This window comes from Cellulomonas sp. P2_B4, from assembly GCF_056404795.1.
Genome location: NZ_JBFUDI010000001.1, coordinates 276,399 through 299,126, shown reverse-complemented (window position 1 = coordinate 299,126; position 22,728 = coordinate 276,399). Strand labels below are relative to the sequence as shown.

Genomic DNA, 22,728 nt, shown 5'->3' with positions numbered 1-22,728 from the left:
CAGCCGATCACCGCGACCACTACTCTCGGACCTCGTGTCCTCCGCCACGATCGAACCGACCCACTGGGTGCTCTCGCTGTCCTGCCCCGACCGGCCGGGCATCGTGCACGCCGTCGCCGGCCTGCTCGCCGAGCACGGCGGCAACATCACCGAGTCACAGCAGTTCGGCGACCCGCTGTCGGGGCTCTTCTTCATGCGCGTGCAGGTCACGGCGTCCACGCCGCGCGACACCCTGACGGCGGCACTGTCCCGGCTGGGCGAGCAGTTCGGCATGCAGTGGTCCCTCGACGTCGTCGGGCGCCCCGTCCGCACGCTCGTCATGGGCTCCACCGCGGCGCACTGCCTCAACGACCTGGCGTTCCGGCAGCGGTCGGAGAACCTGCCGGTCGACCTCGTCGCGGTCGTCTCCAACCACACCGCGCTCGAACCGCTCGCGAGCTTCTACGGCATCCCGTTCCACCACGTCCCGGTCACCTCCGCGACGAAGGCGCAGGCCGAGTCCCGGCTGCTGGAACTCGTCGATGAGCTCGACGTCGAGCTCGTCGTGCTCGCGCGGTACATGCAGATCCTGTCCGACGACCTGTGCCGACGACTGCAGGGCCGCGTGATCAACATCCACCACTCGTTCCTGCCGTCGTTCAAGGGCGCCCGCCCCTACGCGCAGGCCCACGACCGCGGGGTCAAGCTGATCGGCGCGACCGCGCACTACGTGACGGGCGACCTCGACGAGGGCCCGATCATCGAGCAGGACGTCGAGCGCGTCGACCACTCGCGGGCCGTCGAGGACCTCGTCGCACTGGGTCAGGACGTCGAGCGCCGTGCTCTGGCACGCGCCGTGCGCTGGCACGCCGAGCACCGCGTCCTGCTCGACGGCCACCGGACCATCGTCTTCAAGTAGCGAGGGCTACGTCGAGACGGCGCGGTAGCTCTCCCGGGCCCGGGCCTGCAGCGCGTCGATGGTGACCGCGAGCGCGAGCACGAGGCCGGTGACGACGAGCCGGGCCGAGGTGTCGAGGTTGAGCAGGGTCAGCCCGGTCGCGATCGACTGGATGACCAGGATGCCGACGAGCGCGGACCACGCCGAGCCGCGCCCGCCGAACAGGCTCGTCCCGCCGATGATCGCCGCGGCGATGGCCGTGAGGTTGGTGTCGCTCGCGCCGGTGCCCTGGTTGGCGGCGGCCAGACGGCCCACGGCGAGCACGCCGCCGAGCGCCGCGAACGTCGAGCAGAGGACGAACACCGTGAAGAAGACCCGGCGCACGGGCACGCCGGCCTTGCGGGCCGCCTCGACGTCGCCGCCGACGGCCCGCACGGAGCGGCCCCAGCGGGTGCGGCGCAGCAGCAGGTCGACGACGGCGACCAGGCCGACGAACAGCGCGAACACCGCCCCGACGCCGCGGTTGGTGTTCAGGTAGGCCACCGAGATCGACAGGACGACCGCGAGGACCGCCACCCGCGTGACGAGCTCGAACGCCGAGCTGACCGGCAGCTCTGCGCGCGCGCGACGCGTCCGGTCCATCAGGCGCCCGGCCGAGTAGCCGGCGACGACCAGCAGCACGAGCGCCCAGGACAGCGCCGGGTCGAGGAACGCCGTCTGGCAGAACTCGACGAGCGGGGACTCGAAAGGCACGTTGACCGAGCCGGTCGGGCCGAGCACCCGGATCTGCAGGCCGGTGACCACGAGCAGGCCGGCCAGCGTGAACACGAAGCTGGGAACGGCGAGCCTCGTCTGCAGCGCGGCGTAGATCGAGCCGACGACGACACCGACGGCCAGCGACGCCGCGAACGCGAGCGGGAAGGCCCAGCCCAGCTGGACCGAGCAGACGGCGACGACGGCCGCGGCGAGCCCGGAGACCGCGCCGACGGAGAGGTCGATCTGGCCGATGTGCAGCGTGAGCACGACGCCGAGCGCGATGACGCCGGTCGACGCGGACTGCTGCGTGATGTTGACCATGTTGTCGCTGGACAGGAAGTGCGGGTTCAGCACCTGGAAGACCAGCCAGATGATGACGAGCACGGCGCTGATGGGCAGCACGCCCGCGTCGCCCGTGCGCAGGCGCTGCCACGAGGACGCCCAGATGCTCGGCTGCTCCTCGGGCAGGGCGCTCATGGTGCTCAGGGCGCTCATCGTTCGCTCCGGATTCCCGTGACGGCGGCGAGCAGCTCTTCGTAGCTGGTCTTGGCGGCGTCGAACTCCCCGTTGGTCCGGCCGAGGCGCAGCACCACGATCCGGTCGGCGACGGCCTGCACGTCGGCGAGCGAGTGGCTGGTCAGGACCACGCCGTGGCCGCGCTCGCGCAGGCGCTCGACCAGCGTGAGGAACTCCGCGGTCTGCCGCAGCCCGAGCGCGGCGGTCGGCTCGTCGAGGACGATCACGCGTGGGTCGCCGAGCAGCGACCGGGCGATCGCGACCGCCTGGCGCTGGCCTCCCGAGAGCGCGGCGACGGGCACCCGCACGGACGGGACGCGCGCGGCGAGCTGGTTGAGCAGCTCCCAGGCGTGCTTCTCCATCGCGACCTCGTCGAGCAGCAACCCGCGCTCGACCTCGTGCCCGAGGTAGAGGTTCTCGACGACGTCGAGGTTCTGGCAGAGGGCGAGGTCCTGGAACACGGCGGCGATCCCGTAGCCGCGGGCGACGGCAGGGTCGGACAGCGTCACGGGTCGTCCGTCGACGACCACCTCGCCGCTGTCGGGCGCGAGCGCTCCGGTCAGCGTTCCGACGAGGGTCGACTTTCCCGCGCCGTTGTCGCCGATCACGGCGACGACCTCGTGGGCGCGCACCTCGAAGTCGATGTCGACGAGCGCACGCACCGCGCCGTAGCTCTTGGAGACGCCGCGCAGCGAGAGCACGGGGGTCGCGGAGCCGTGATTCACGGCACCGTCGGGGCCGGCGAGGACGTCGTTCACCGGGCACCCCTCTCGTCGAACAGTCCGGCCTGGGCGCACGCCTCGGTATAGGGCTGCACGCAGATCTCCTCGGTCGTGTAGACGCCGCCGTCGATGATGACGCGGCGAAGGTTGCCGATGTTGACGGACACGGGCTCGAGGATCAGGGCCGGCACGCCCTGCACCCGCGACGTGGTCATGGGCGACTCGCCGCGCAGCACCCGGACCGCGAGCTCGGCGGCCGTGCGCGCCTGCTCGTTGATGGCCTTGTAGACGGTCATCACCTGGTCGCCCGTGACGATCCGCTGCATCGCGGTGAGCTCGGCATCCTGACCGGTGACGGGCGGGATCGGGTTCAGACCGGCCGCGCGCATCGCCGAGATGGCTCCGCCCGCGGTGCCGTCGTTCGCGGCGAGCACCGCATCGACCTGCCCGGAGAACTCCGTCAGCTGCCCGGTCACCCACTCCTGCGCCTTGTCCGGGCTCCAGTCGGGGGTGTCGTACTCCGCGAGCACCGTGATCGGCAGCCCCTCGAACGCGCCCCTGGCACCGCTCTCCAGCTGCGCGGAGTTGGGGTCCGTGGCCGCGCCGTTCACCATCAGCACTCCCTTGGGGTTCTCCGGACTCATCCCCTCGAGGGCGAGCGCACGTGCCAGGGCCTCACCCTGGAGCTGGCCGATCCGACGGCTGTCGAAGGACACGTAGTAGTCGATGCCGGCGTTCGCGATGAACCGGTCGTAGGCGATCACGGGCACGCCCCGGCGGTTGGCCTCCGCGACGATGCCGACCGCGGCGTCGGCGTCGACCGCGTCCAGGACGATCACGCCGGCCCCCTGGGTCAGCACCGCCTCGGCCTGCTGCTGCTGGAGCGCGGCGTCCTGGTCGGCGTTGGCGTAGAGCACCTTGCACTCCGCGCACCGGCGCGCCACCAGACCCTCGAAGGAGGGCCGGTCGACGGCCTCGTACCGCGCGGTCTTGGACTCCGGCAGGAGCAGGGCGATGGCCATCTCGGCGTGCGGCGTGCTGGCGGGGACGCACGAGACCAGGGCGAGCGACAGCGCGGCGAGGACCAGCGCCACCACCTTGCGTCGCAGCCTTGCGCGAGCACTCATGCGAGCACCGTCCCGGGCGCACCGATGGTCACCCTGTCGAGCGCGATCGCGAGGGCTCCGCGCACCTCCGCCGCAGCGCCGAGCTCGGCTCCGACGACCGGGATCGGGCCGGCCGTGCTCGGGATCCTGCGCTGCGCCATGACGGCACGGATCGGCTCCAGCAGCAGCTCGCCGGCGTCCGCGAGCTCACCGCCGATGACCACGAGCTCGGGGTCGAACAGGTTGCTCACGCCCGCGGCGACGACACCCAGGTGGTGCCCGGCGTCGGCGATGACGCGTCGGCACCCGGCGTCGCCGGCCTCGGCGCGCGCGATCGCTCCGCGCAGCGTCAGGTTCCCGTGGCTCGGGCGCAGCATGTCCAGAAGTATCGGCGCCCCGACGTACATCTCGAGGCACCCGCGGTTGCCACAACGGCAGACCGGCCCGTTGTCGTCGACGGTCGAGTGCCCGATCTCGCCGGCCCCGCCCGCGCGGCCGTGGAACACCTCGCCGTTGAGCACCAGTCCACCGCCGACGCCGTGCGACGCGTGGATGTAGACGACGTCCGCCCGCCCGCGCGCGGCACCCAGCCGGACCTCGGCGAGCGCCCCCAGGTTCGCGTCGTTGTCCACGTAGACGGGCAGCCCGAGCCGCTTGCCCAGCAGGTCCGGGACCGCGGCGCCGTCCCACCCACGCAGCATGCCGATCGAGGAGATCCGGCCGGTGCGCACGTCGACGGGAGCGGGCACGCCGACGCCTATCGCCAGCACCTCCGAGAGGGACGCGTCGACCGAGTCGACCATCTCGGTCAGCAGCAGTGCGGCGCGCTCGAGCCCCTGGTCAGCGCGGTGGTCGGGCGGCAGCGGCATCCGCTGCTCGGCGACGATCCGGTGGGCCACGTCGGACAGAGCCACCCGCAGCGAGCGGGTCCCGAAGTGCATCCCGGCGACGAGGCCGAGGTTGCGGGCGAGCGTGACCTGCTGGGCCCGACGACCCGAGCGCGAGGTGGGCGCGGTGTGCAGGACGCCGGCGCTCGTCAGCTCCTTGACGATGTTCGACACGGTGGCTGGGGACAGGCCAGTGACGCCGGCCAGCTCGACCTGCGTGAGCGAGCCACGCTGCTGGACGGCGCTGACGATCCGCGCCCTGTTGGCTTCACGCAGTGAAGTCTGGGAGCCCGGAGTGACCCGGTCATTGCCCACGCGCGCAGGATACACACGCGTATCTGAGCGGACTCGTGCGCGGCTCGGACCTCACCCGGTCCGATATGCGTAGAACAGGGCATTGAGCACGACTTGCCCGTTCACCTGCGGCTGGACGGGTGAACCTGCAGGTCCGACCTTGTCACCCCGGGGTGTGAACGCCGAGGTCGCAGCCGGTGGCTGCGCGAGATGAAGCCCAGATCACGATTTGGCGACGCATTCGTTCATTTCTTGACTTCAAGGCCTCTCCGACGATGAGATGTGACGCGGATCGGACGAGGCGCACTGCCGAGCCTCCGTCCGAACGCCACCCGAACGCTCCCGCATCGGATGGCGAACTCCGGGCCGCGGGACCCTCGGGTCCCTCGTCCAGCAGCACCCCCCTATCCACGGCAAAGAAGGCGTAGGAGACAGATGCGTACAGGACGCAGGATCACAGCGGTCGCCGCCGGTATCGCGGTTGCCAGCCTCGCGCTGGCTGCTTGCAGCAACGGTGACAGCGGCGACAACTCCTCGGACGGCGCGAGCGCCGGTGCCGAGGGCGCCGACCAGGTCGAGGTCTTCACCTGGTGGGCCAGCGGCTCCGAGAAGCTCGGCCTCGACGCGCTCGTCAGCGTGTTCAACGAGCAGCACCCGGAGACCGAGTTCGTCAACGGTGCGGTTGCTGGTGGCGCCGGTTCGGCCGCCAAGGACCTGCTGCAGTCGCGCCTCCAGGCGAACGACCCGCCGGACACGTTCCAGGCCCACGCGGGCGCGGAGCTGACCGACTACATCAACGCCGGCCAGGTCGAGGACGTCTCGGCGCTGTACGACGAGTTCGGCCTGCGCGACGCCTTCCCGGCGGACCTCGTGGACCGCCTGACGGTCGACGGCAAGATCTACTCGATCCCGTCGAACATCCACCGTGCCAACGTCGTCTGGGCCAACACCCAGCTCCTCACGGACGCGGGCCTCGACCCGGCCGCGACGTACGCCACGCTCGACGACTGGTTCGTCGCGCTGGACGCCGTCAAGGAGAAGACCGGCCGCACGCCGCTCTCGGTCGCCACGACCTGGACCCAGGTCAACCTGCTCGAGACGATCCTCCTCTCCGACCTGGGTGCCGACGGCTACTCCGGCCTGTGGGACGGGTCGACCGACTGGACCAGCCCCGAGGTCGGCAAGGCGCTCGAGGACTTCGGCAAGCTGATCAGCTACACGAACACCGACCGTGACGGCCTCGACTGGCCGGACGCCACGCAGCAGGTCATCGACGGCAACGCCGCGTTCAACGTCATGGGCGACTGGGCCGTGGCCGCGTTCGAGGAGGCCGGCAAGGCTTCCCCGGCCGACTACGTCTACTTCCCGGTCCCCGGCACGGACGGCGTGTTCGACTTCCTGGCCGACTCCTTCACGCTCCCCGTCGGTGCCCCGCACCCCGGTGGCGCGAAGAACTGGCTCGAGACGATCGGCTCGCTCGAGGGCCAGGTCGCGTTCAACAAGGCCAAGGGTTCCATCCCGGCCCGCACGGACGCCGACCCGGCTGACTTCTCCGCGTACCAGCAGTCGGCCATCAAGTCGTTCGGTGAGGACACCATCGTCTCCTCGCTGGCGCACGGTGCCGCTGCCCCGGCCGCCTGGTCGAACGCGATCAGCGACGCCACGTCCAAGTTCACGACCGGTGCGTCCGACGTTGCGGGCTTCCAGTCCGAGCTCGCCGACGCCGCCGCCGCGAACAGCTGATCTGACGATCCGCTGATCACGCACGTGCACTGAGATCCGGTCCCGTCCCGGTCCTGGCAACAGGGCCGGGGCGGGACCGTCTCGGCGCGTCTGCCGAGTAGTACCCGGGCCGGCGACGACCTCCCGGCCCGTCCACACGCTCGTTCCGAACCACTGGAGGCACTCGTGCCCCGTCAGATCCGCAAGTGGGGCCCGCCCCTCTTGCTCATCTCGCCGTCCCTGATCCTGTTGGCCGTCTTCGTCTACGGCCTCCTCTTCCTCAACGGGGTCACGTCGACCAAGGACATCCACACCGCTGCGCAGACGACGGGCCGCGAGCCGTCCGGCTTCGTCGGCCTCACCAACTACGGTGACCTGCTCTCGTCGGACAGCTTCCAGCACTCCCTGAAGAACCTGGCGCTCTACACGGTCGTCTTCCTCGTCGGGACGATGGTCTTCGGGTTCGTCTGGGCGTGGCTGCTGGACCGCCCGGTGAAGTTCGAGGGCGTGTTCCGCTCCATCTACCTCTTCCCGATGGCGGTCTCGTTCGTCGCCTCGGGTGTCGTGTGGCGCTGGCTGCTGAACTCCAACCAGGGTGAGTCGGCCTCGGGCCTGAACCGCCTGTTCCAGATGATCGGGCTGCCGTTCCTCCAGAACAACTGGTGGAACAACGTGAGCGTCGGTATCGCCGCCATCGCCATCCCCGCGATCTGGCAGCTGTCCGGCTACGTCATGGCGCTGTTCCTCGCCGGCTTCCGCGGCGTCCCGGAGGAGCTGCGCGAGGCCGCGAAGGTGGACGGCTCGTCCACCTGGCAGATGTACCGCCACGTGATCTTCCCGCAGCTCAGCCCCGTGGCGCTGTCGGCGATCATCATCATCGGCCACATGTCCATGAAGTCCTTCGACCTGATCATGTCGATCTCCAAGCCGGCGAACTACCAGACCAAGGTGCCGTCGATCGACATGTACGTCTTCAAGTCGAGCTTCAACTACTCCGACGCCGCGGCCGTCGGCGTGATCCTGCTGGTGATCGTGGCGGTGCTGATCGTCCCGTACCTGGTGCACCTCAACCGGACGGAGAAGACCTCATGACGACCGTCGCAGCCGACGAGCTGATCGCTCCCCTCGGCAAGGCTCCGAACCCGGAGCGCGCACCGGGCGGCCGGTTCTCCACCGGTCGCACCCTGAAGTACGCGCTGCTGATCTTCTTCGTGATCATCGTGCTGATCCCCGTCTACGTGCTGCTGGTCACCAGCTTCAAGGGGCAGGGCGACGCCACCCCGGCGCGCGCCTGGAACCTGCCGCAGCTCTGGACCATGGAGAACTGGAGCGCGGCGTGGACGGCCCTGTCGCCCTCGATCTTCCGCACGCTCTCGATGGTGCTCCCGGCCGCGATCATCTCCTCGATGCTCGGCTCGATGAACGGGTTCGTCCTGGCGCGCTGGCGCTTCAAGGGCGCCGACCTGGTCTTCACGCTGATCCTCTTCGGCATGTTCATCCCCTACCAGGCCGTGATGATCCCGCTGCTGCAGCTGATGAACGGCATCGGTGTCCCGTCGGGCATCCCGTCGCTGATCATCCTGCACGTGATCTACGGTCTGCCGATCACGACCCTGATCTTCCGCAACTACTACATGTCCGTGCCGGAGGAGCTCATCGAGGCCTCCCGCATGGACGGTGCCGGGATGCTGCGGACGTACTGGTCGGTCGTGCTCCCGATCTCGATCCCGAGCTTCGTGGTCGTCCTCATCTGGCAGTTCACCTCGGCCTGGAACGACTTCCTCTTCGCGGTGTTCTTCTCCTCCAGCCAGAACGGCCCGGTCACCCTCGCGCTGAACAACCTCGCGAACGGTGCCCTGCTCACCAACTACGGCGTGTCGATGGCCGGCGCCCTGCTGGCCTCGCTGCCGACGCTGCTCGTGTACGTGCTCCTGGGCAAGTACTTCATCGGCGGTCTGATGTCCGGCTCGGTCAAGGGCTGACGCTCTTCCCCATCCGCACAGCCGAAGGGCCCGCGACCATCACGGTCGCGGGCCCTTCGCCTTGTGTCAGGACCTGCCGCCCGCCTTCTCCACGAGGACCGCGACCGTGCGGGCCGGCACGGTGACCGTGCCCGACGCCTTGTCCCAGGTGGTGGTGCGGACGACGGGGTCGCTCCCCCGCGCCTGCACCGGCGAGAGCGTCAGCCGGTGCCCGGCGAGCGTGGGCACGGACTGCGTCGTCGCCTCGTCGGAGGCGTTCACGACGACGAGGACACCGTCGAGCTTCTTGTCCACGTCCGTGGTCCACCGCCTCGCAGACCGGTCCCAGCGGGGTGTGTCGTCGATCGTCATGACGACGACGCCGGGATCGGCGTCCGGGCCGGAGCCAGGGAACGCCACCTTCTGCTCGATGAGCGACGCCGAGCCGAGCCGGAACAGCGGTGTCGAGAAGCGCAGCCGGAGCAGGTCGTCGGCCGCCGCCGAGGCGTCCGCGATGTCGGCCGGCGTCGGCTTGAGAGCCGGGTCGGCCAGCAGCGTCCCCTGCAGAGGCCACTTCGCCTCGTTGTCGGCCTTGGGCGGCAGACCGCGGCCGAAGCCGTTGTCCTTGCCGGACAGGTCGAGCGAGTTGAACCAGTCACCCGAGTCGTAGCTGTTGCGGTCGAGCGACTTGCTCCGCAGCAGGTCGGCGCCCGCGTGCCAGAACGACGGCGTCTGCGCGAGGGCCGTGGTGGCCAGCGAGACGGTGTTCATCCGGACGCGGTCCGCCATCGCCGTGTCGGTGGGCAGCTTGTACGTCAGCGAGTCCCACAGGGTCTCGTTGTCGTGGGCATCGACGTACGTGATGACCTCTTCCGGGGAGTCGGCGTAGCCCGCCGGCTGCCCGTTGTAGTCGATCTGGGCGCCGGTCTGGACCGTCCCGGAGCTCGTCTCGAAGGCGAAGTCCCGCAGGTTGCCCGCCATGCCCAGCCGGACCAGGTCGGCGTCGTGCGCGGCTCGGGCCGCCTGGTCGGCGTCCGTGCCGTTGACAGCGCTGCCGTTCGGGTCCGTCCCGCCGCCCGAGCCGAAGCCCTGGATGCGCGGGTCGGTGTCGAACGGTCCGCCGCCGCGGACGGCGTCACGGAGTCGGTCGGAGAACGTCCCGATGCCCGTGCCGCCCAGCTGGCCCTGGGTGGCCTGCGTGAAGAGCGCGTTGTTCGCGACCTCGCCGAAGTTCCAGCCCTCGCCGTAGAGGTAGACGTTCGACCCGTCGACGCCGTCCTTGCGCGGCGTCAGCTTGTCGAGCGCCTTGCGGACCGCCTTCATGGTGTCCACCGAGTGGTGCCCCATGAGGTCGAACCGGAACCCGTCGACCTTGTAGTCGCGGGCCCACGTGACCACCGAGTCGACCATGAGCTTGTTCGCCATCGCGTGCTCGGTCGCCACGTTCTGGCAGCAGGTGGACGTCTCGACGTTCCCGACGGCGTTCAGCCGCTGGTAGTAGCCGGGCACCACCCGGTCGAGGATCGACTGAGGAGCCTGCCCGCTCGCCGTGGTGTGGTTGAACACCTGGTCGAGCACCACCTGCAGACCGTCGGAGTGCAGGGCGCCGACCATGGTCCGGAAGTCCGCCACGCGGCCGCCGCCGTCCTGGTGCACCGCGTAGGAGCCCTCGGGCGCCTGCCAGTGCAGCGGGTCGTAGCCCCAGTTGAAGCCGTCCGTCGACGCCTGCGCCGTGACGCACGCCTGCTGCTGGTCGGAGTCCGGCGGCAGCGCGGCCAGGTCGCAGTCCGGAGTGGTCTGCAGCGTGCGGTCCTCCTGGATCGACGCGATGTCGAACGTCGGGAGCAGGTGGATCGTCGTCAGGCCCGACTTCTCCAGCGACCGCAGGTGCTGGCGACCGGCGCCGTTGCCCGCGAACGCCAGGTACGTGCCGCGCTGGGCGGCCGGGACCGTGAGGTCGTTGATCGAGAAGTCACGCACGTGCAGCTCGTAGATCGTCTGGTCGACGGGCCGGACGACCGGCTGCTTCGCCTTCTCCCACTGGCTCGGCCGGAAGGCCTTGTCGGCGAGGTCGACCAGCACCGAGCGCGTCGAGTTGAGCGTGAGCGCGACCGAGTACGGGTCGGTGACCTGGTTGACCTCGACGGCGTCGGTCGTCGGTGCGTAGACCGTGACCTCCCAGAGGAACTGCTTGCCGGCCCACGCCTTCTTGCCGGCGACCGTCCAGGAGCCGTCCTTCTGCCGCTGGGCCGCGACCCGGGTGGGATCCCCGGCACCGGTCCAGACCAGGAGGTCGACGTCCTGCGCGGTCGGTGCCCACAGGGCGAGCGACGGGACGCCGCGGGACCACGTGGTGCCGAGCGCGCGCTTGGCGGCCTTCGCGGCGTAGAGGTCGTCCAGGACGCCCGGGATCTGCACCCCGGTCGCGGCCTGCACCGTCTCACCGTCGCTCTGGGTGACGAGCAGGGCTCCGCGCAGCAGGTCCTGCACGCGCTGCGACGACGCCTCGACGTGCAGCGCGAGGTAGCCGGTCGCGAGCGCCGGGAAGCGTCCGAGCTGTGCGCTCGACAGTCCGCCCGGCACGAAGGTGAGCGTCACGGGCGACCCGTCGTCGCCGGTCACGGCGCCGTCAGCGACCACGGGCTGCTTGGTCGGCGACCCGTACAGGCGCCAGCCGAGCGTCGCCGGGTCGGTGCCGTCCGGCACCCACTCGTTCGGGAACGCGATCGTCGACGCGTCGACCCACTGCGCCCGGTCCACGCCGGTGCCCGGCAGCGGCGGGTCGGTGACCTCGATCGAGAGCACGTGCGTGGCGAGCACGTACGTGAACGTCACGGGCTTGCCGCCGGGTGCGGTGAACGGGACGTTCGCGCCGCCGGGCACTCCCCCGGCGCCGTAGTTCTCGTCCCACGACAGGTTGTGCGCCACCTTGACCTCGTAGGCGCCCGCGGGCAGGTCGGGGGCGACGAACGTGTAGGTGCCGTCGCCGTCGGGGTCCTGCAGCCAGGTCTTCATGCAGTCCGGCGCCCAGTCGGCCGAGCAGCCGAGCTCGCTGTTGTCGGACCCGGGGACGGTCAGGATCGGGCCCTGCGCCGTCGAGGTGAACCAGTGGGTCGTCGGGTCGTAGTAGAACGTCACGGGTCCGTCGGCGGCGACGGTGTAGGTCACGTTGTCACCGCCCGCGACGCCGCCGGCACCGTAGTTCTCGTCCCAGCTGCCGCCGATCGCGACCTTGTAGTCGTAGGTCCCGGCCGGCAGCGTGAACGTGCCCGAGTAGATCCCGTCGGCCCGCTTGGTGAGCTTCGCCGCCAGGCAGTCCGGCTGCCAGTCGCCCGGGCAGCCCATCTCGGCGTTGTGGCTGCCGGGGACCGTCACGAGCAGGTCACCCGGCTCGGTGGGCGGTGCGACGCCGTCGACCGCGTTGCCGACGCTCGCGTAGGTGGACGCGGCGCTCTTGTGGCCCGCCGCGTCGACCGTGACCGCGCGGTACTCGACCAGGGCACCGGCCGGGAGCCCGCTGACGTCCGCGTATACGCGCGGGGCCGTCGACTCCGAGGTGCCCAGCGGCGTCCAGGTGTCGTCGCCGAGGATCCGGTAGGCGAACGAGGTCTGGCTCCACACGTCGGTCGCCACGTCAGCGGTGACCGGGACGAGACCCGTGAGGGCGGACCCGGGCGCGGGGGTGCTGAGCACCACCGGGCCTGCCGTCGCCGGCGCCCCGACCGTCGTGCCGGCCTTGAGGACGACCGCGCTCAACGCGGGGATCGTCAGGCTCACGGTGCCGTCGGCGGCCGCCGTCGCGGTCGCGCTCGTCCCGTACAGCGGGGCGAAGGTGGCACCGGGCGTCAGCGTGTCGACGGTCACCGTGGCCGGCGTCGTGCCGTTGTTCAGGGCGACGAGGTGCTCGATCTTCTCGGTCGCGTCGACGCGGGAGAACGCGTACACGGACCCGTCGGCGTAGCGCTCGATCTGGGCGCCGTCGGTCAGGGCCTTGCTCCCGGCCCGCAGGGCGGCCAGCGACGCGATGTGCTGGTAGAGCACCGAGTCGGTGTCGTAGCGGTCCACCGATCCGGCGGTCGTCCCGTCCAGCAGCTGCTGGTTCGCGTACTCCGGCACCTGCGTGGCGAACAGCGACTGGCGGGCGTCCTTGTCGGTCCCGTTGAGCGTGCCCGCGCCCTCGAAGCCCTGCTCGTCGCCGTAGTAGACGACCGGCTGGCCGCGCGTCAGGTACATGAGGTCGTGGGCGAGCGCCGAGCGCTGCTCGGGCGTGGTCCCGTCCTTGACCATGTAGCCGATGCGGCCCATGTCGTGGTTACCGAGGAACGTGGGCAGCGCCTGCGCGTTCGTCGTCGGGGTCGTGTACATGTCGTCGCCCGCGTACAGCGCGTGCAGGCCGGCCGCCGAGAAGCCCTTCGCGTAGTTCGACGCCGCCGACTGGAACGTGAAGTCGAGCACGGCGTTCATGTCGCTCTTGCGCAGGTAGGGCGAGAGCTTGGCCGGGTCGGCGTCGTAGACCTCGCCGAACATGAAGAAGTCCGGGTTGCCGACGGAGGTCGCGTGGTCGCGGACGGCCGTCGTGAACTTCTGCCAGAACTCGAAGTTGACGTGCTTGGCGGTGTCGATGCGGAAGCCGTCGACACCGAGGTCGACCCACTGGTCGTAGACGTCGACGAAGCCGTTCACGACCGCCGGGTTCTCGGTCATGAGGTCGTCCAGACCCGAGAAGTCGCCGTACGTCGTCGACTCCCCGGTGTAGGTCGAGTTTCCGCGGTTGTGGTAGAGCGTCGGGTCGTTCAGCCAGTCCGGGACCTTGACGTGGGCGTCCTCCGGCTTGATCACCGGCGTGTACGGGAAGCTCGTCGCCGGGTCCATCGTCGGGAACGTGTCGGTGCCCGCGTAGGTGTGCGGGTCGAAGGCGTTGCCGGCCGCGTCCTTGTACGGGCTCGTCGCCTGGTCGACGTAGCCGTACGTCTGCTGCGCGTAGTCGATGACGTCGGCGGTGTGGTTGGCGATGATGTCGAAGTAGACCTTGATGCCGCGCGCGTGGGCGTCGGCGATCAGCGACTCGAGCTCGGCGTTGGTGCCCAGGTGCGGGTCGATCTGCGTGAAGTCGGTGATCCAGTAGCCGTGGTACCCGGCCGATGCGTCGGCGCCCGTACCCTGGACCGGCCGGTTCTTGAACGACGGCGTCAGCCAGATGGCCGTGCTGCCGAGCCCCTGGATGTAGTCCAGCCTGCTGTGCAGGCCCGCCAGGTCGCCGCCCTCGTAGAAGCCCTTGTCCGTCGGGTCGAACCCGGTGGTCAGGCGGTCGCCGGTCAGCCCGCCGGTGTCGTTCGTCGCGTCCCCGTCGGCGAACCGGTCGGTCATCACGAAGTAGAACTGCTGGGCCGCACCGGGGTCCCGCACCGGGTTCGCGACGATCGCGTCGTCGGCCGGCGTGTAGCCGTCCGCCAGGCTCACCGGGGTCAGGGCCGTGCGGTGGGTGGTGTCGTCGTACGTGAAGCGGATCGTCGACGGGCCGGCCAGCACGAGCGGCGTGTTGCCGCTGCCGCCGTCGCCGCCGTAGGACTCGTCCCAGGCGTCGTTCATCGCGACCTTGTACGAGTACGTCCCCGCGGGGACCGTGAGCTCCGCGGAGTACCGGCCCGCGACGTCCGTCGGTGCCAGCTCGGTCTGCGGGCAGTCCGGCTGCCAGTCCCCCGGGCACCCGAGCTCGCTCTGCAGGTCACCGACCAGGGCGGCGGTCCGTTCGGCCGCTGCGGCGGGGGTCGCGACGACGGCCGCGGTCACCAGCCCGAGGCCGGTGACCGCCAGCGCGGTCAGGGCGGCGATCGGGCGACGCCAGCGATCGGCGTGTCGGGGGGCGTCCGCAGGCGACATTCGCGACTCCTTCGTCTTCCCGCGGACGTCTCTGTGCGCGGGCTGTGCCGGGTGATGCGCAGACGGTATCCGCTTGCAGTAACTTGCAGCAACCGTTGCGGGCAATTCGTGCGGAACCGCAGGTACCGGGCGCGCAGACGTCCGCTCACCCGCCGCTCAGCCCCCCGTCGATCGTTGACGAGGTGAATAGTGCGGCGCTTGTAGGGTGGTCACGTGGAGAGGTTCCCGACGACCGGATTCCTGCTGAGCAAGGTCGGCCAGGCGATGACGGCGGACTTCGCCGGGCGCGTCGCGCCGCTCGGGCTGCGGCCGAGGCACGTCGGGCTGCTCGTCGCCGTCGACGCCGCGCCGGACGCCTCGCAGCGAGAGATCGGCGAGGCCCTGGGGCTCGTCCCGAGCGCGATCGTGCCGATGGTCGACGACCTGGAGAAGCTCGGCGCCCTGCACCGCGTGGTCGACCCGGCGAACCGTCGTCGGCACACGCTCGAGCTCACGCCGGCCGGACGCACGCTGCTCGCCCAGGCCGTGGCGCTCGCGGCGGAGCAGGACGACGAGCTCCTGGCCGGCCTCGACGCGACGCAGCGCGAGGCCCTGCACACGACGCTGGCCGGCCTCCTCGTGCGAGGAGACCGGCCTGCGGGGTCGATCGAGGGCTAGAGCGGCGAGCTCAGCGAGGCCAGCAGCGCGGCCGAGTCGGCCACCGCGCCGAACACCCCGCCCTGCATCTTGACCATGTTGAGCGCGGCCAGGTAGTTGCCGTAGTCGGTGGCGCCCGTGCAGTCGGACAGCAGCAGGCACTCGTAGCCGCGGTCGTTGGCGTCGCGCATGGTCGTGTGCACGCAGACGTCCGTGGTGATGCCCGTCAGGATGATGTGCGTGACCCCCTTGGACCGCAGGATCAGGTCCAGGTCGGTGGCGTAGAACGACCCCTTGCCGGGCTTGTCGATGATGACCTCGCCGGGCAGCGGTGCGACCTCCGGCACGATCTCCCAGCCCGGCTCGCCGCGCGTCAGGATCCGGCCGCACGGGCCCGAGTCGCCGATGCCCGCGTTGATCCGTCGCGACCGCCACAGCTTGTTCGCCGGCAGGTCGGACAGGTCCGGACGGTGTCCCTCGCGCGTGTGGATGATGTGGAAGCCCAGCTCACGGGCCACCTCGAGCATCGCCGCGGTGGGCGCCAAGCCCGCGCGCGTGAGGTTGAGGTCGTAGCCCATGGCGTCGACGTAGCCGCCCGGTCCGCAGAAGTCCTGCTGCCAGTCGATGTTGATGATCGCGGTCGTCGACGGCGAGAAGCTGCCGTCGTACGGCCAGGGGTAGGGCTCGGCGTCGACCGGGCCGAACACCGGTCCCACGGAGGTGTCCGTCGAGGTGGCGAGCTGGTCGGTGGTCATCTCAGGTCTCCAGGGGTGAGCGCGTGAACAGGGGTCAGGGCGGCGACGACGTCGGCCGTCAGGCCGACCGCGCCGAAGATGCCGCCCGACATCTCGATGCTGGACACCGAGGCGTCGGTGAGGGCCGGGTCCACCGGCACGCAGGCGTCGACCACGAGCAGGCACTCGTAGCCGCGGTCGTTGGCGTCACGCATCGTCGAGTGGACGCAGGTCTCCAGGCCGACGCCGGCGAGGATCAGCCGCCGGTAGCGGCCGGTGCGCAGGACGATGTCGAGGTCGCTGGCGTAGTAGCCGTCGATGCCCCCGGCCACCATGTCGATGTCCGGGGCGATGTCGAGGAGCTCGGTGGAGGCCGTCAGGGGCACTCGGAGGCGCGATCCCCCGGGCGGCGGCGCGGTCGTGCGGACGACGACCACCGTTCCACCGGCGGCTCGGACGGCGTCGGCGAGCGCGTCGAGCTGCGGCGCGATCGCCGTGGCGGCAGGCCCCGCGTCCGCGGTCAGGACGACCAGCAGCGCGGTCTGCGCGCCGCCGAGGTCACCGTCGTAGGGCCACGGGTACGGCGTCGTGGCGTTCACGTACGGGCTCATGGTTCCCCTCGAGGTAGGAGAGTGAGCCCCGGGGCCGACCGTGCGGCCGGCCCCGGGGCGGTGGTCAGGAGATGGTGCCGGTGACGCCCTTGACGAAGTAGTCCATCTGCTCGATGGTCTCGATCGGCGGGGTCACGCCGGCCTCCACCTTGACCGTCCCGTCCTGCGCGGTGATCGGACCCGTGAACGGGCTGCCACCCGCCTGGATCTTCGCGGCGGCGTCGGCGATCAGGGCCTTCGTCTCGTCGGTGACGCTCGGACCGAACTTCGACGCGACGAACGGGTTCTCGCCGCTCGCCATGTTGGCGCGGTAGTTCGCGTTGTACTCGCTGCCCGTGAAGTCACCGGCGATCGCGGTGGTCACGATGTCCGTGTAGAGCGGGCCCCAGTTCCACTCGGAACCCGTCAGCCAGCCCTTGGGGGCCAGCGACGACGCGTCCGCGTGGTAGCCGACGGTGTACGCGCCGGCGTCCTCGGTGGCCTCGATGATCGTCTTGGTGCAGTCCTGGTGCTGCGTGACCACGTCGACGCCGGAGCCGAGCAGCGACTGCACGCGGTCCGCCTGCGTGGCCGGGTCGCACCAGCTGGTCGTCGAGACGGCCGTGACCTCGACGTCGGGCCGCACGGACTGGGCGCCCAGCGTGAACGCGTTGATGTTGGCCAGCGTCTGCGGGATCGGGATGGCGTAGATGTAGCCGAGCTTGCCGGTCTTGGTGGCGGCGCCCGCGGCGATGCCCGCCAGGTACACCGGCTCGTAGACGCTGCCGAAGTACGTGCCCATGTTCCCGGGGACCGGGTCGAGGAGACCGCCCTGGTGGACGACGACGACGTCGGGGTGCGCGGCCGCGACCTGCTTGGCGGCGTCGAGGTGGCCGTAGCTCGTCGCGAAGATGATGGTCGCGCCCTGCGCGATCATGCTCTCCATCGTCGTGGCGGCGGTGTCGTCCTCGGGGATGTTGTAGGCGTCGAGCACCTTGATGTCGGGGAAGTTCTTCCGGAGCGCCTCGACGCCCTGGTAGACCGCCTGGTTGTAGCCGAAGTCGTCCTTCGGGCCCACCGCGATCACGCCGACCGTGGTCGCGTCCTTGCCGGGGGCCGAGTCGGACGCCGGGGCCGCCGACGAGCCGCCGCTGTCGTCGGTGGAGACGGCCGGGCTGCAGGCCGCGAGGACTGCCACCACCGCCGCTGCGATCAGGGCACCTGCTGAACGTCGAATCCGCATGGATGATCCTTCCGGTCGCCCGCGGGGGCGGGCTGGGTGGGTGGAGGGTCGGAGCAGGGTCAAGCGGTGCGACTGTTGTCGAACACCTTGGAGAGCTCGTCCGGGGCGGCGAGCATGGTGCGCTTGCCCAGGACTGCCAGGACGACGAGCGTCAGGACGAAGGGGACGGCGGCCAGCGCGAACTGGTTCACGGCGTAGCCGGCCGTCTGGAGCACGGACGCGAGCGAGAGCGCGATGCCGAACAGGTAGGCGCCCGCCATGATGCGGATCGGGTTCCACATCGCGAAGATCACCAGGGCCACCGCGATGAACCCGCGGCCGGCGATCATGTTCTCGAACCAGCTGTTGGCGTAGGCGATCGAGATGTGCGCACCGCCGATCCCGGCCAGCGCGCCGCCCGCGATCGTCGACCAGTAGCGCACCGACTTCACGCTGTAGCCGTTGACGCCGAGCGCCTCCGAGCGCTCGCCGGCGGTCCGGATCAGCAGGCCGACCCGGGTCCGGAACAGCACCCACCAGATGGCAGGTGCCGCGACGAACGCGATGTAGACCAGCGGGTCGTGGTCGAACAGGATCGGCCCGATCCCCGGGATGTCGGACAGGCCCGGGATCGCGTACGGCGTGAACGAGTTGATCTGCCGGCTCACGTAGTCGACGCCGAACAGGGCGGTGATGCCGAGCGCCAGGAAGTACAGCGTCAGGCCGCTGGCGAACTGGTTGGCCCCGCGGCTCACGACGAGGACGGCGTGCACGAGGCTCAGCAGCGCCCCCGCGAGCGCGCCGCCGAGCACCCCGATCCACGGGTTGCCGGTCTGTGCGGTGACGGCGTAGCCGCCCAGCGCCCCGAGGAGCATCGAGCCCTCGGTACCCAGGTTGATGATGCCTGCGCGCTCGGAGATGGTCTCCCCGAGGCCCGCGTACATGATGGAGGTACCGCCGCGGACGGCTCCGGCGAGGAGGTCGATGATCATGACGTCGCCTTTCGCGGGCTCGTCCAGCCGAGGACGGCGACGAGCAGGAGGCCCATGAGGATGTTGACGCTGGCGGCCGGCAGGCCCGAACCGATCTGCAGGCTGTTGCCGGAGACCGCGATCGCGGCGAGCACGACCGAGGCCAGCAGCAGGGGCAAGGGCTTGTGCCGCGACAGCCAGCTGGCCAGGAACGCGACGTAGCCGATGGTCAGGCCGAACGTCGGCCGCAGCTTGTACTCCATGCCCGCGAACTGCACGAAGCCCGCCAGCCCGGCCAGCGCGCCACCGATGAGCAGCGCGGTGAGGATCAGGGTGACCACCGGCATGCCGGCACGTCGTGCCGCCTCACCGTTGCCACCGACCACCGAGAGGCGGAAGCCCCAGGTGGTGCGGGTCAGGGCGAACCAGACCGCGAACGCCGCGATGACCGCCATGATCACGCCGATGTGGATCTGGGTGCCGGCGATCACGGGCAGCTTGGCGGCGTCGTTCAGCTCGACGCTCGTGGACTGCCCGAGCGCCGCCGGGTCCTTCCAGGGGCCCAGGATGAGGAAGAGCATCGCGTAGAGCGCGACGTAGTTGAGGAGCATCGTCGTGACGGCCTCGTTGACCTTCACGACGAGCCGCATCGCGGCGGCGATCCCGGCCCACAGCGCGCCGGCGATCATCGCGCTGACCATCATCGCGATCACGACGACCCACGGGGACATGAGCGGCGTGAGCCACAGGGCGGCGGCGGCCGCGCCGATTCCGCCGATGATCAGCTGCCCCTCGCCACCGACGTTCACCAGTCCCGCGCGGGCCGGCACGACGACCGCGAGGCCCGCGAGCGCGATGGGCGCCGCGCGCAGGATGATCTGCTGGAACTGCCCGGACTGGGTCAGGGTCGAGTTCCAGATGTCGGCGTAGACCGCGATCGGGTCGGCGCCGTTGGCGAGCACGAAGGCGCTGAACAGGATCAGGCCCGCGAGCACCGCGACCAGCCAGCGGAACGCCGTCGACCAGCCTGCGCTGACCCTCGGCCCTCGGTCGGTCGGTGGTTCCGCCGGGACCGCGGCCGCGACGATGGCCGCGGCGACCGCTGCGGTCTCGTCGACACCCTGCGTCTCCTGCGTCATGCGACACCTCCGAGCATGAGTCGGCCGATCGACATCCGGTCGGCGCCGGCGGTGTCGATGACGCCCACCAGGTGCCCGTCGTGCATGACCGCGATCCGGTCGGCCACCGAGATGAGCTCGTCCAGGTCCTCGGAGACCATCAGGACGGCGGCGCCGCGGGCGCGGTGCTCGAGCAGCACCTCCTGCGTGCGGCGCGTGTTGGCCACGTCGAGGCCCCGGCTGGGGTACGCCGCGACGACGAGCGTGGCGTCCTGGCCCAGCTCTCGCGTCAGGAGCACGCGCTGGATGTTGCCGCCGGACAGGGAGGCGAGCGTGCGCTTCTTGGGCGCCATGTGCAGGCCGACGCGCTCGTCGAGGGCGGTGGTCCTCGTCTCGACCGCGGGCCAGTCGATCCCGAACCCGCGCCGCGGCACCTCGCGCCCGTCGAGCACCATGTGCTCGAGGACCGACAGCCCGGGCACGACCGCGTCCGCGACCGGGTCTTCGGGGATCGCGACCGCGCCGGCGGCGATGGCCTCGGACGGCCCCAGCCCCGACGCGGGCGAGTCGCCCACGCGCACCGAGCCGGCCGAGACCGGCCGCAGCCCGAGGGCCACCTCGCACAGCTCCTTCTGACCGCTCCCGGCCACGCCCGCGACGCCGACGAGCTCGCCCGGGTGGACCTCGAGGTCGACGCCCTTGAGCGCGACGTGCCCGCGATCGCCGAGCGCCGTGGCGCCCTGCAGCTCCAGCACCGCGCGCTCGCTCGGCGGCACCGGCTCCCGTTCCCGGGACAGCGGCGGCACGCGACGGCCGACCATCGCCTCGACGAGCTCCTCGTCGGAGAACTCCTTCGGGTCGGCCGACGTCAGGACGGCCTGGCCGCCCCGCAGGACGGTCACCTGGTCCGCGATCGCGCGGACCTCGTTGAGCTTGTGGGTCACCAGCACGATGCCCAGGCCCTGGTCGCGCAGCGAGGCGACGACCGTGAGCAGGGCCTCGACCTCCTGCGGGGCCAGGACGCTGGTGGGCTCGTCGAGGATCACGAGCCGCGCCCCCGTCATGAGGACCTTGAGGATCTCCGCCCGCTGCCGCTCGCCGATGGACAGGTGCCGCACCTTCGCGGTCGGGTCCACCGCCAGGCCGAACTCCCGGGACGCCGCCTCGATCTTGGCGGACAGCGTCTTGAGCTTGAGCGTCGGACCGTCGGGCAGGGCCAGCGCGATGTTCTCCGCGACGGTGAGCGCCGGGACGAGCCGCAGGTCCTGGAACACCATGCCGATCCCGAGGCCGCGGGCGTCGGCGGGGTTGCCGGGGGCGACCAGGTTCCCGTCGACGAACATCCGTCCCTCGTCCGGGGTGTAGACGCCGTAGATCATCTTCAGGAGCGTGCTCTTCCCAGCCCCGTTCTCACCGATGAGGCCGTGCACCGTGCCGGGCATGACCGTGAGGTCCACGTCCGAGTTCGCCAGCACCTCGCCGAAGCGCTTGGTGAGGCTGCGCACCTCCAGGAGTGCCGTGGGCTTCCCGACGCGGCTTTCGGCGCGGGCGACGGCGTCCGAGGTCATGGCCGCGATCCGGGACGCGCACGTCCCGTATCCAGCAATGTATCCGTGGCTGTATCCATGCCTGGAGGCTAGGAGCGCGATGTTTCCGAATCGGACGGGACACGTAACGCTCTCGTGTCCGGCGGAGCACGATTTGGCGCGATTTCACGGCCTACGCTTCGCGCCATGACTCGCGTTCTCCTGGTCCACGGCGCCGCCACCACAGCCCGCGTCTGGGACCGCCTGCGCCCGTGGCTCCCGGACGTCGAGCTGGTCGTTCCGGACCGCCCTTCCAGCGGCGACCTCGCGGTCGAGCTCGCCGCCCTGGCGCCGGTCGCCGACGGGGCGGTCGTCGTGGGGGTGAGCGGTGGTGCGACGCTCGGACTCGCGCTCGCGTGTGCATCCTCGCACCTGGCGGGCGCCGTGCTGCATGAACCGGCGGTCGGGTCTCTGGCGCCCGGCCTGCTGGACCACGTCGTGGCGGGCTGGGCGTCCGGGGGCGTCGCCGGGTTCGGCTCGGCGCTCTACGGGCCCTCGTGGGAGCCGACGATGGCGCCGGCCGACCCGGACGCCGTCGAGCGCGACCTCGCGATGTTCCGCCGGTTCGAGCCGGCACCGCTGGTCGACGGCAACGGTCGCGTCCTGGTCACCGTCGGCCAGGACTCCCCTCCCCTGCGGCACACGGCCGCGGCGGCCCTGCACGACCACCTCGTCGTCGAGGTCGCCGTGCTCCCGGGCAGCGGGCACTTCGTGCAGCACGACAACCCCGCGGCCCTCGCGGCCGCGGTGCGCTCCGTGCTGGACGGGCTCTAGGCGGGCGTCTCGCGTCGGACCGAGCGCAGGACCGGGACCAGCACGACGAGGTTCAGCGCTGCGACGGTGAGCGGTATCAACCAGTCACGTACTGCATTGTTCACATTATGTGTGATACAGCCGAACGAGGCGGGCGTCGAGGTCGGGCGCCGCGGCGTCGTCGACCTCGACGAGCTTGTCCCGGCTCGTCGCTCCCGAGACCAGGCGCACGTGGCGCGGCCGCACCCCGAGCGCCGTCGCCAGCGCCGCGAGGGTCGCCTGCGTGGCCGCTCCGTCGACCGCGCGCGCGGTCACCGCGACCACGAGCCGGTCGCCGTACGTCCCGCCGACGGAGGTCCTCGACGCGCCCGGCCTCACCCGCACGGCGACGCGCACG

At 70.8% G+C, this 22,728-nt stretch carries 18 protein-coding genes; 6 read left to right on the top strand and 12 right to left on the bottom strand.

Annotated elements, in window-relative coordinates:
- Nucleotides 1–34: 34 nt before the first annotated feature.
- Nucleotides 35–898: a formyltetrahydrofolate deformylase gene (purU, locus tag AC1DZC_RS01485; protein WP_477038139.1), complete on the top strand. Its 864-nt coding sequence runs from the start codon at nucleotides 35–37 to the stop codon at nucleotides 896–898.
- A 6-nt stretch (nucleotides 899–904) separates the two neighbouring features.
- Here the strand turns inward: purU and AC1DZC_RS01480 are convergent, their stop codons facing one another.
- The 4 genes from AC1DZC_RS01480 to AC1DZC_RS01465 are packed head-to-tail and all read right to left on the bottom strand — an operon-like array spanning nucleotide 905 to nucleotide 5,179.
- Nucleotides 905–2,128: a sugar ABC transporter permease gene (locus AC1DZC_RS01480; RefSeq protein ID WP_477041978.1), complete on the bottom strand. Its 1,224-nt coding sequence runs from the start codon at nucleotides 2,126–2,128 to the stop codon at nucleotides 905–907.
- Nucleotides 2,125–2,907 (bottom strand): ATP-binding cassette domain-containing protein, encoded by a 783-nt coding sequence (locus AC1DZC_RS01475; protein ID WP_477041977.1) that lies wholly within the window; start codon nucleotides 2,905–2,907, stop codon nucleotides 2,125–2,127. The genes AC1DZC_RS01480 and AC1DZC_RS01475 overlap by 4 nt, the downstream gene beginning before the upstream one ends.
- Complete coding sequence (locus AC1DZC_RS01470; protein WP_477038135.1) at nucleotides 2,904–3,998, bottom strand: substrate-binding domain-containing protein; 1,095 nt, start codon at nucleotides 3,996–3,998, stop codon at nucleotides 2,904–2,906. Before AC1DZC_RS01470 ends, AC1DZC_RS01475 begins: the two co-directional genes overlap by 4 nt.
- Nucleotides 3,995–5,179, bottom strand: a complete 1,185-nt coding sequence (locus tag AC1DZC_RS01465) for an ROK family transcriptional regulator (RefSeq protein ID WP_477038134.1) — start codon at nucleotides 5,177–5,179, stop codon at nucleotides 3,995–3,997. Before AC1DZC_RS01465 ends, AC1DZC_RS01470 begins: the two co-directional genes overlap by 4 nt.
- Before the next feature lie 414 nt (nucleotides 5,180–5,593).
- Here AC1DZC_RS01465 and AC1DZC_RS01460 point away from each other — a divergent pair, with 414 nt between their 5' ends.
- From AC1DZC_RS01460 to AC1DZC_RS01450, 3 genes are all read left to right on the top strand, one after another.
- Complete coding sequence (locus AC1DZC_RS01460; RefSeq protein ID WP_477038133.1) at nucleotides 5,594–6,901, top strand: ABC transporter substrate-binding protein; 1,308 nt, start codon at nucleotides 5,594–5,596, stop codon at nucleotides 6,899–6,901.
- Between the two features lie 165 nt (nucleotides 6,902–7,066).
- Nucleotides 7,067–7,972 carry a carbohydrate ABC transporter permease gene (locus AC1DZC_RS01455; RefSeq protein ID WP_477038132.1) on the top strand — a complete coding sequence of 302 codons (906 nt, stop codon included), beginning with the start codon at nucleotides 7,067–7,069 and terminating at the stop codon, nucleotides 7,970–7,972.
- Nucleotides 7,969–8,862: a carbohydrate ABC transporter permease gene (locus tag AC1DZC_RS01450; protein ID WP_477038131.1), complete on the top strand. Its 894-nt coding sequence runs from the start codon at nucleotides 7,969–7,971 to the stop codon at nucleotides 8,860–8,862. The genes AC1DZC_RS01455 and AC1DZC_RS01450 overlap by 4 nt, the downstream gene beginning before the upstream one ends.
- A gap of 66 nt (nucleotides 8,863–8,928) precedes the next feature.
- Here the strand turns inward: AC1DZC_RS01450 and pulA are convergent, their stop codons facing one another.
- Nucleotides 8,929–14,721 (bottom strand): pullulanase-type alpha-1,6-glucosidase, encoded by a 5,793-nt coding sequence (gene pulA / locus AC1DZC_RS01445; RefSeq protein ID WP_477041976.1) that lies wholly within the window; start codon nucleotides 14,719–14,721, stop codon nucleotides 8,929–8,931.
- 213 nt (nucleotides 14,722–14,934) lie between these two features.
- On the opposite strand from pulA, the gene AC1DZC_RS01440 reads away from it, so the two are divergent.
- On the top strand, nucleotides 14,935–15,378 hold the full coding sequence (locus tag AC1DZC_RS01440) for a MarR family winged helix-turn-helix transcriptional regulator (protein ID WP_477041975.1): 444 nt from the start codon (nucleotides 14,935–14,937) through the stop codon (nucleotides 15,376–15,378).
- Here AC1DZC_RS01440 and biuH read toward each other — a convergent pair.
- The 6 genes from biuH to AC1DZC_RS01410 form a co-directional block, all read right to left on the bottom strand.
- Nucleotides 15,375–16,112: a biuret amidohydrolase gene (biuH, locus tag AC1DZC_RS01435; protein WP_477038128.1), complete on the bottom strand. Its 738-nt coding sequence runs from the start codon at nucleotides 16,110–16,112 to the stop codon at nucleotides 15,375–15,377. The two genes, AC1DZC_RS01440 and biuH, sit on opposite strands and share 4 nt — an antisense overlap.
- Nucleotides 16,109–16,702 carry a cysteine hydrolase family protein gene (locus tag AC1DZC_RS01430; protein ID WP_477038127.1) on the bottom strand — a complete coding sequence of 198 codons (594 nt, stop codon included), beginning with the start codon at nucleotides 16,700–16,702 and terminating at the stop codon, nucleotides 16,109–16,111. Before AC1DZC_RS01430 ends, biuH begins: the two co-directional genes overlap by 4 nt.
- A 64-nt stretch (nucleotides 16,703–16,766) precedes the next feature.
- Nucleotides 16,767–17,924: a BMP family ABC transporter substrate-binding protein gene (locus AC1DZC_RS01425; protein ID WP_477041974.1), complete on the bottom strand. Its 1,158-nt coding sequence runs from the start codon at nucleotides 17,922–17,924 to the stop codon at nucleotides 16,767–16,769.
- A 59-nt stretch (nucleotides 17,925–17,983) separates the two neighbouring features.
- On the bottom strand, nucleotides 17,984–18,895 hold the full coding sequence (locus AC1DZC_RS01420) for an ABC transporter permease (protein ID WP_477038125.1): 912 nt from the start codon (nucleotides 18,893–18,895) through the stop codon (nucleotides 17,984–17,986).
- On the bottom strand, nucleotides 18,892–20,013 hold the full coding sequence (locus AC1DZC_RS01415) for an ABC transporter permease (RefSeq protein WP_477041973.1): 1,122 nt from the start codon (nucleotides 20,011–20,013) through the stop codon (nucleotides 18,892–18,894). The genes AC1DZC_RS01420 and AC1DZC_RS01415 overlap by 4 nt, the downstream gene beginning before the upstream one ends.
- A complete protein-coding gene (locus tag AC1DZC_RS01410) occupies nucleotides 20,010–21,560 on the bottom strand; it encodes an ABC transporter ATP-binding protein (protein WP_477038123.1) in 1,551 nt (516 codons plus the stop codon). The genes AC1DZC_RS01415 and AC1DZC_RS01410 overlap by 4 nt, the downstream gene beginning before the upstream one ends.
- A 165-nt stretch (nucleotides 21,561–21,725) precedes the next feature.
- Between AC1DZC_RS01410 and AC1DZC_RS01405 the strand changes: the two genes are divergently transcribed.
- Nucleotides 21,726–22,352, top strand: coding sequence for an alpha/beta fold hydrolase (locus AC1DZC_RS01405; protein WP_477041972.1), 627 nt, complete (start codon nucleotides 21,726–21,728; stop codon nucleotides 22,350–22,352).
- Between the two features lie 105 nt (nucleotides 22,353–22,457).
- Here the strand turns inward: AC1DZC_RS01405 and AC1DZC_RS01400 are convergent, their stop codons facing one another.
- Nucleotides 22,458–22,727 carry a DUF167 domain-containing protein gene (locus AC1DZC_RS01400; protein WP_477041971.1) on the bottom strand — a complete coding sequence of 90 codons (270 nt, stop codon included), beginning with the start codon at nucleotides 22,725–22,727 and terminating at the stop codon, nucleotides 22,458–22,460.
- Between the last annotated feature and the right edge of the window lies 1 nt (nucleotide 22,728).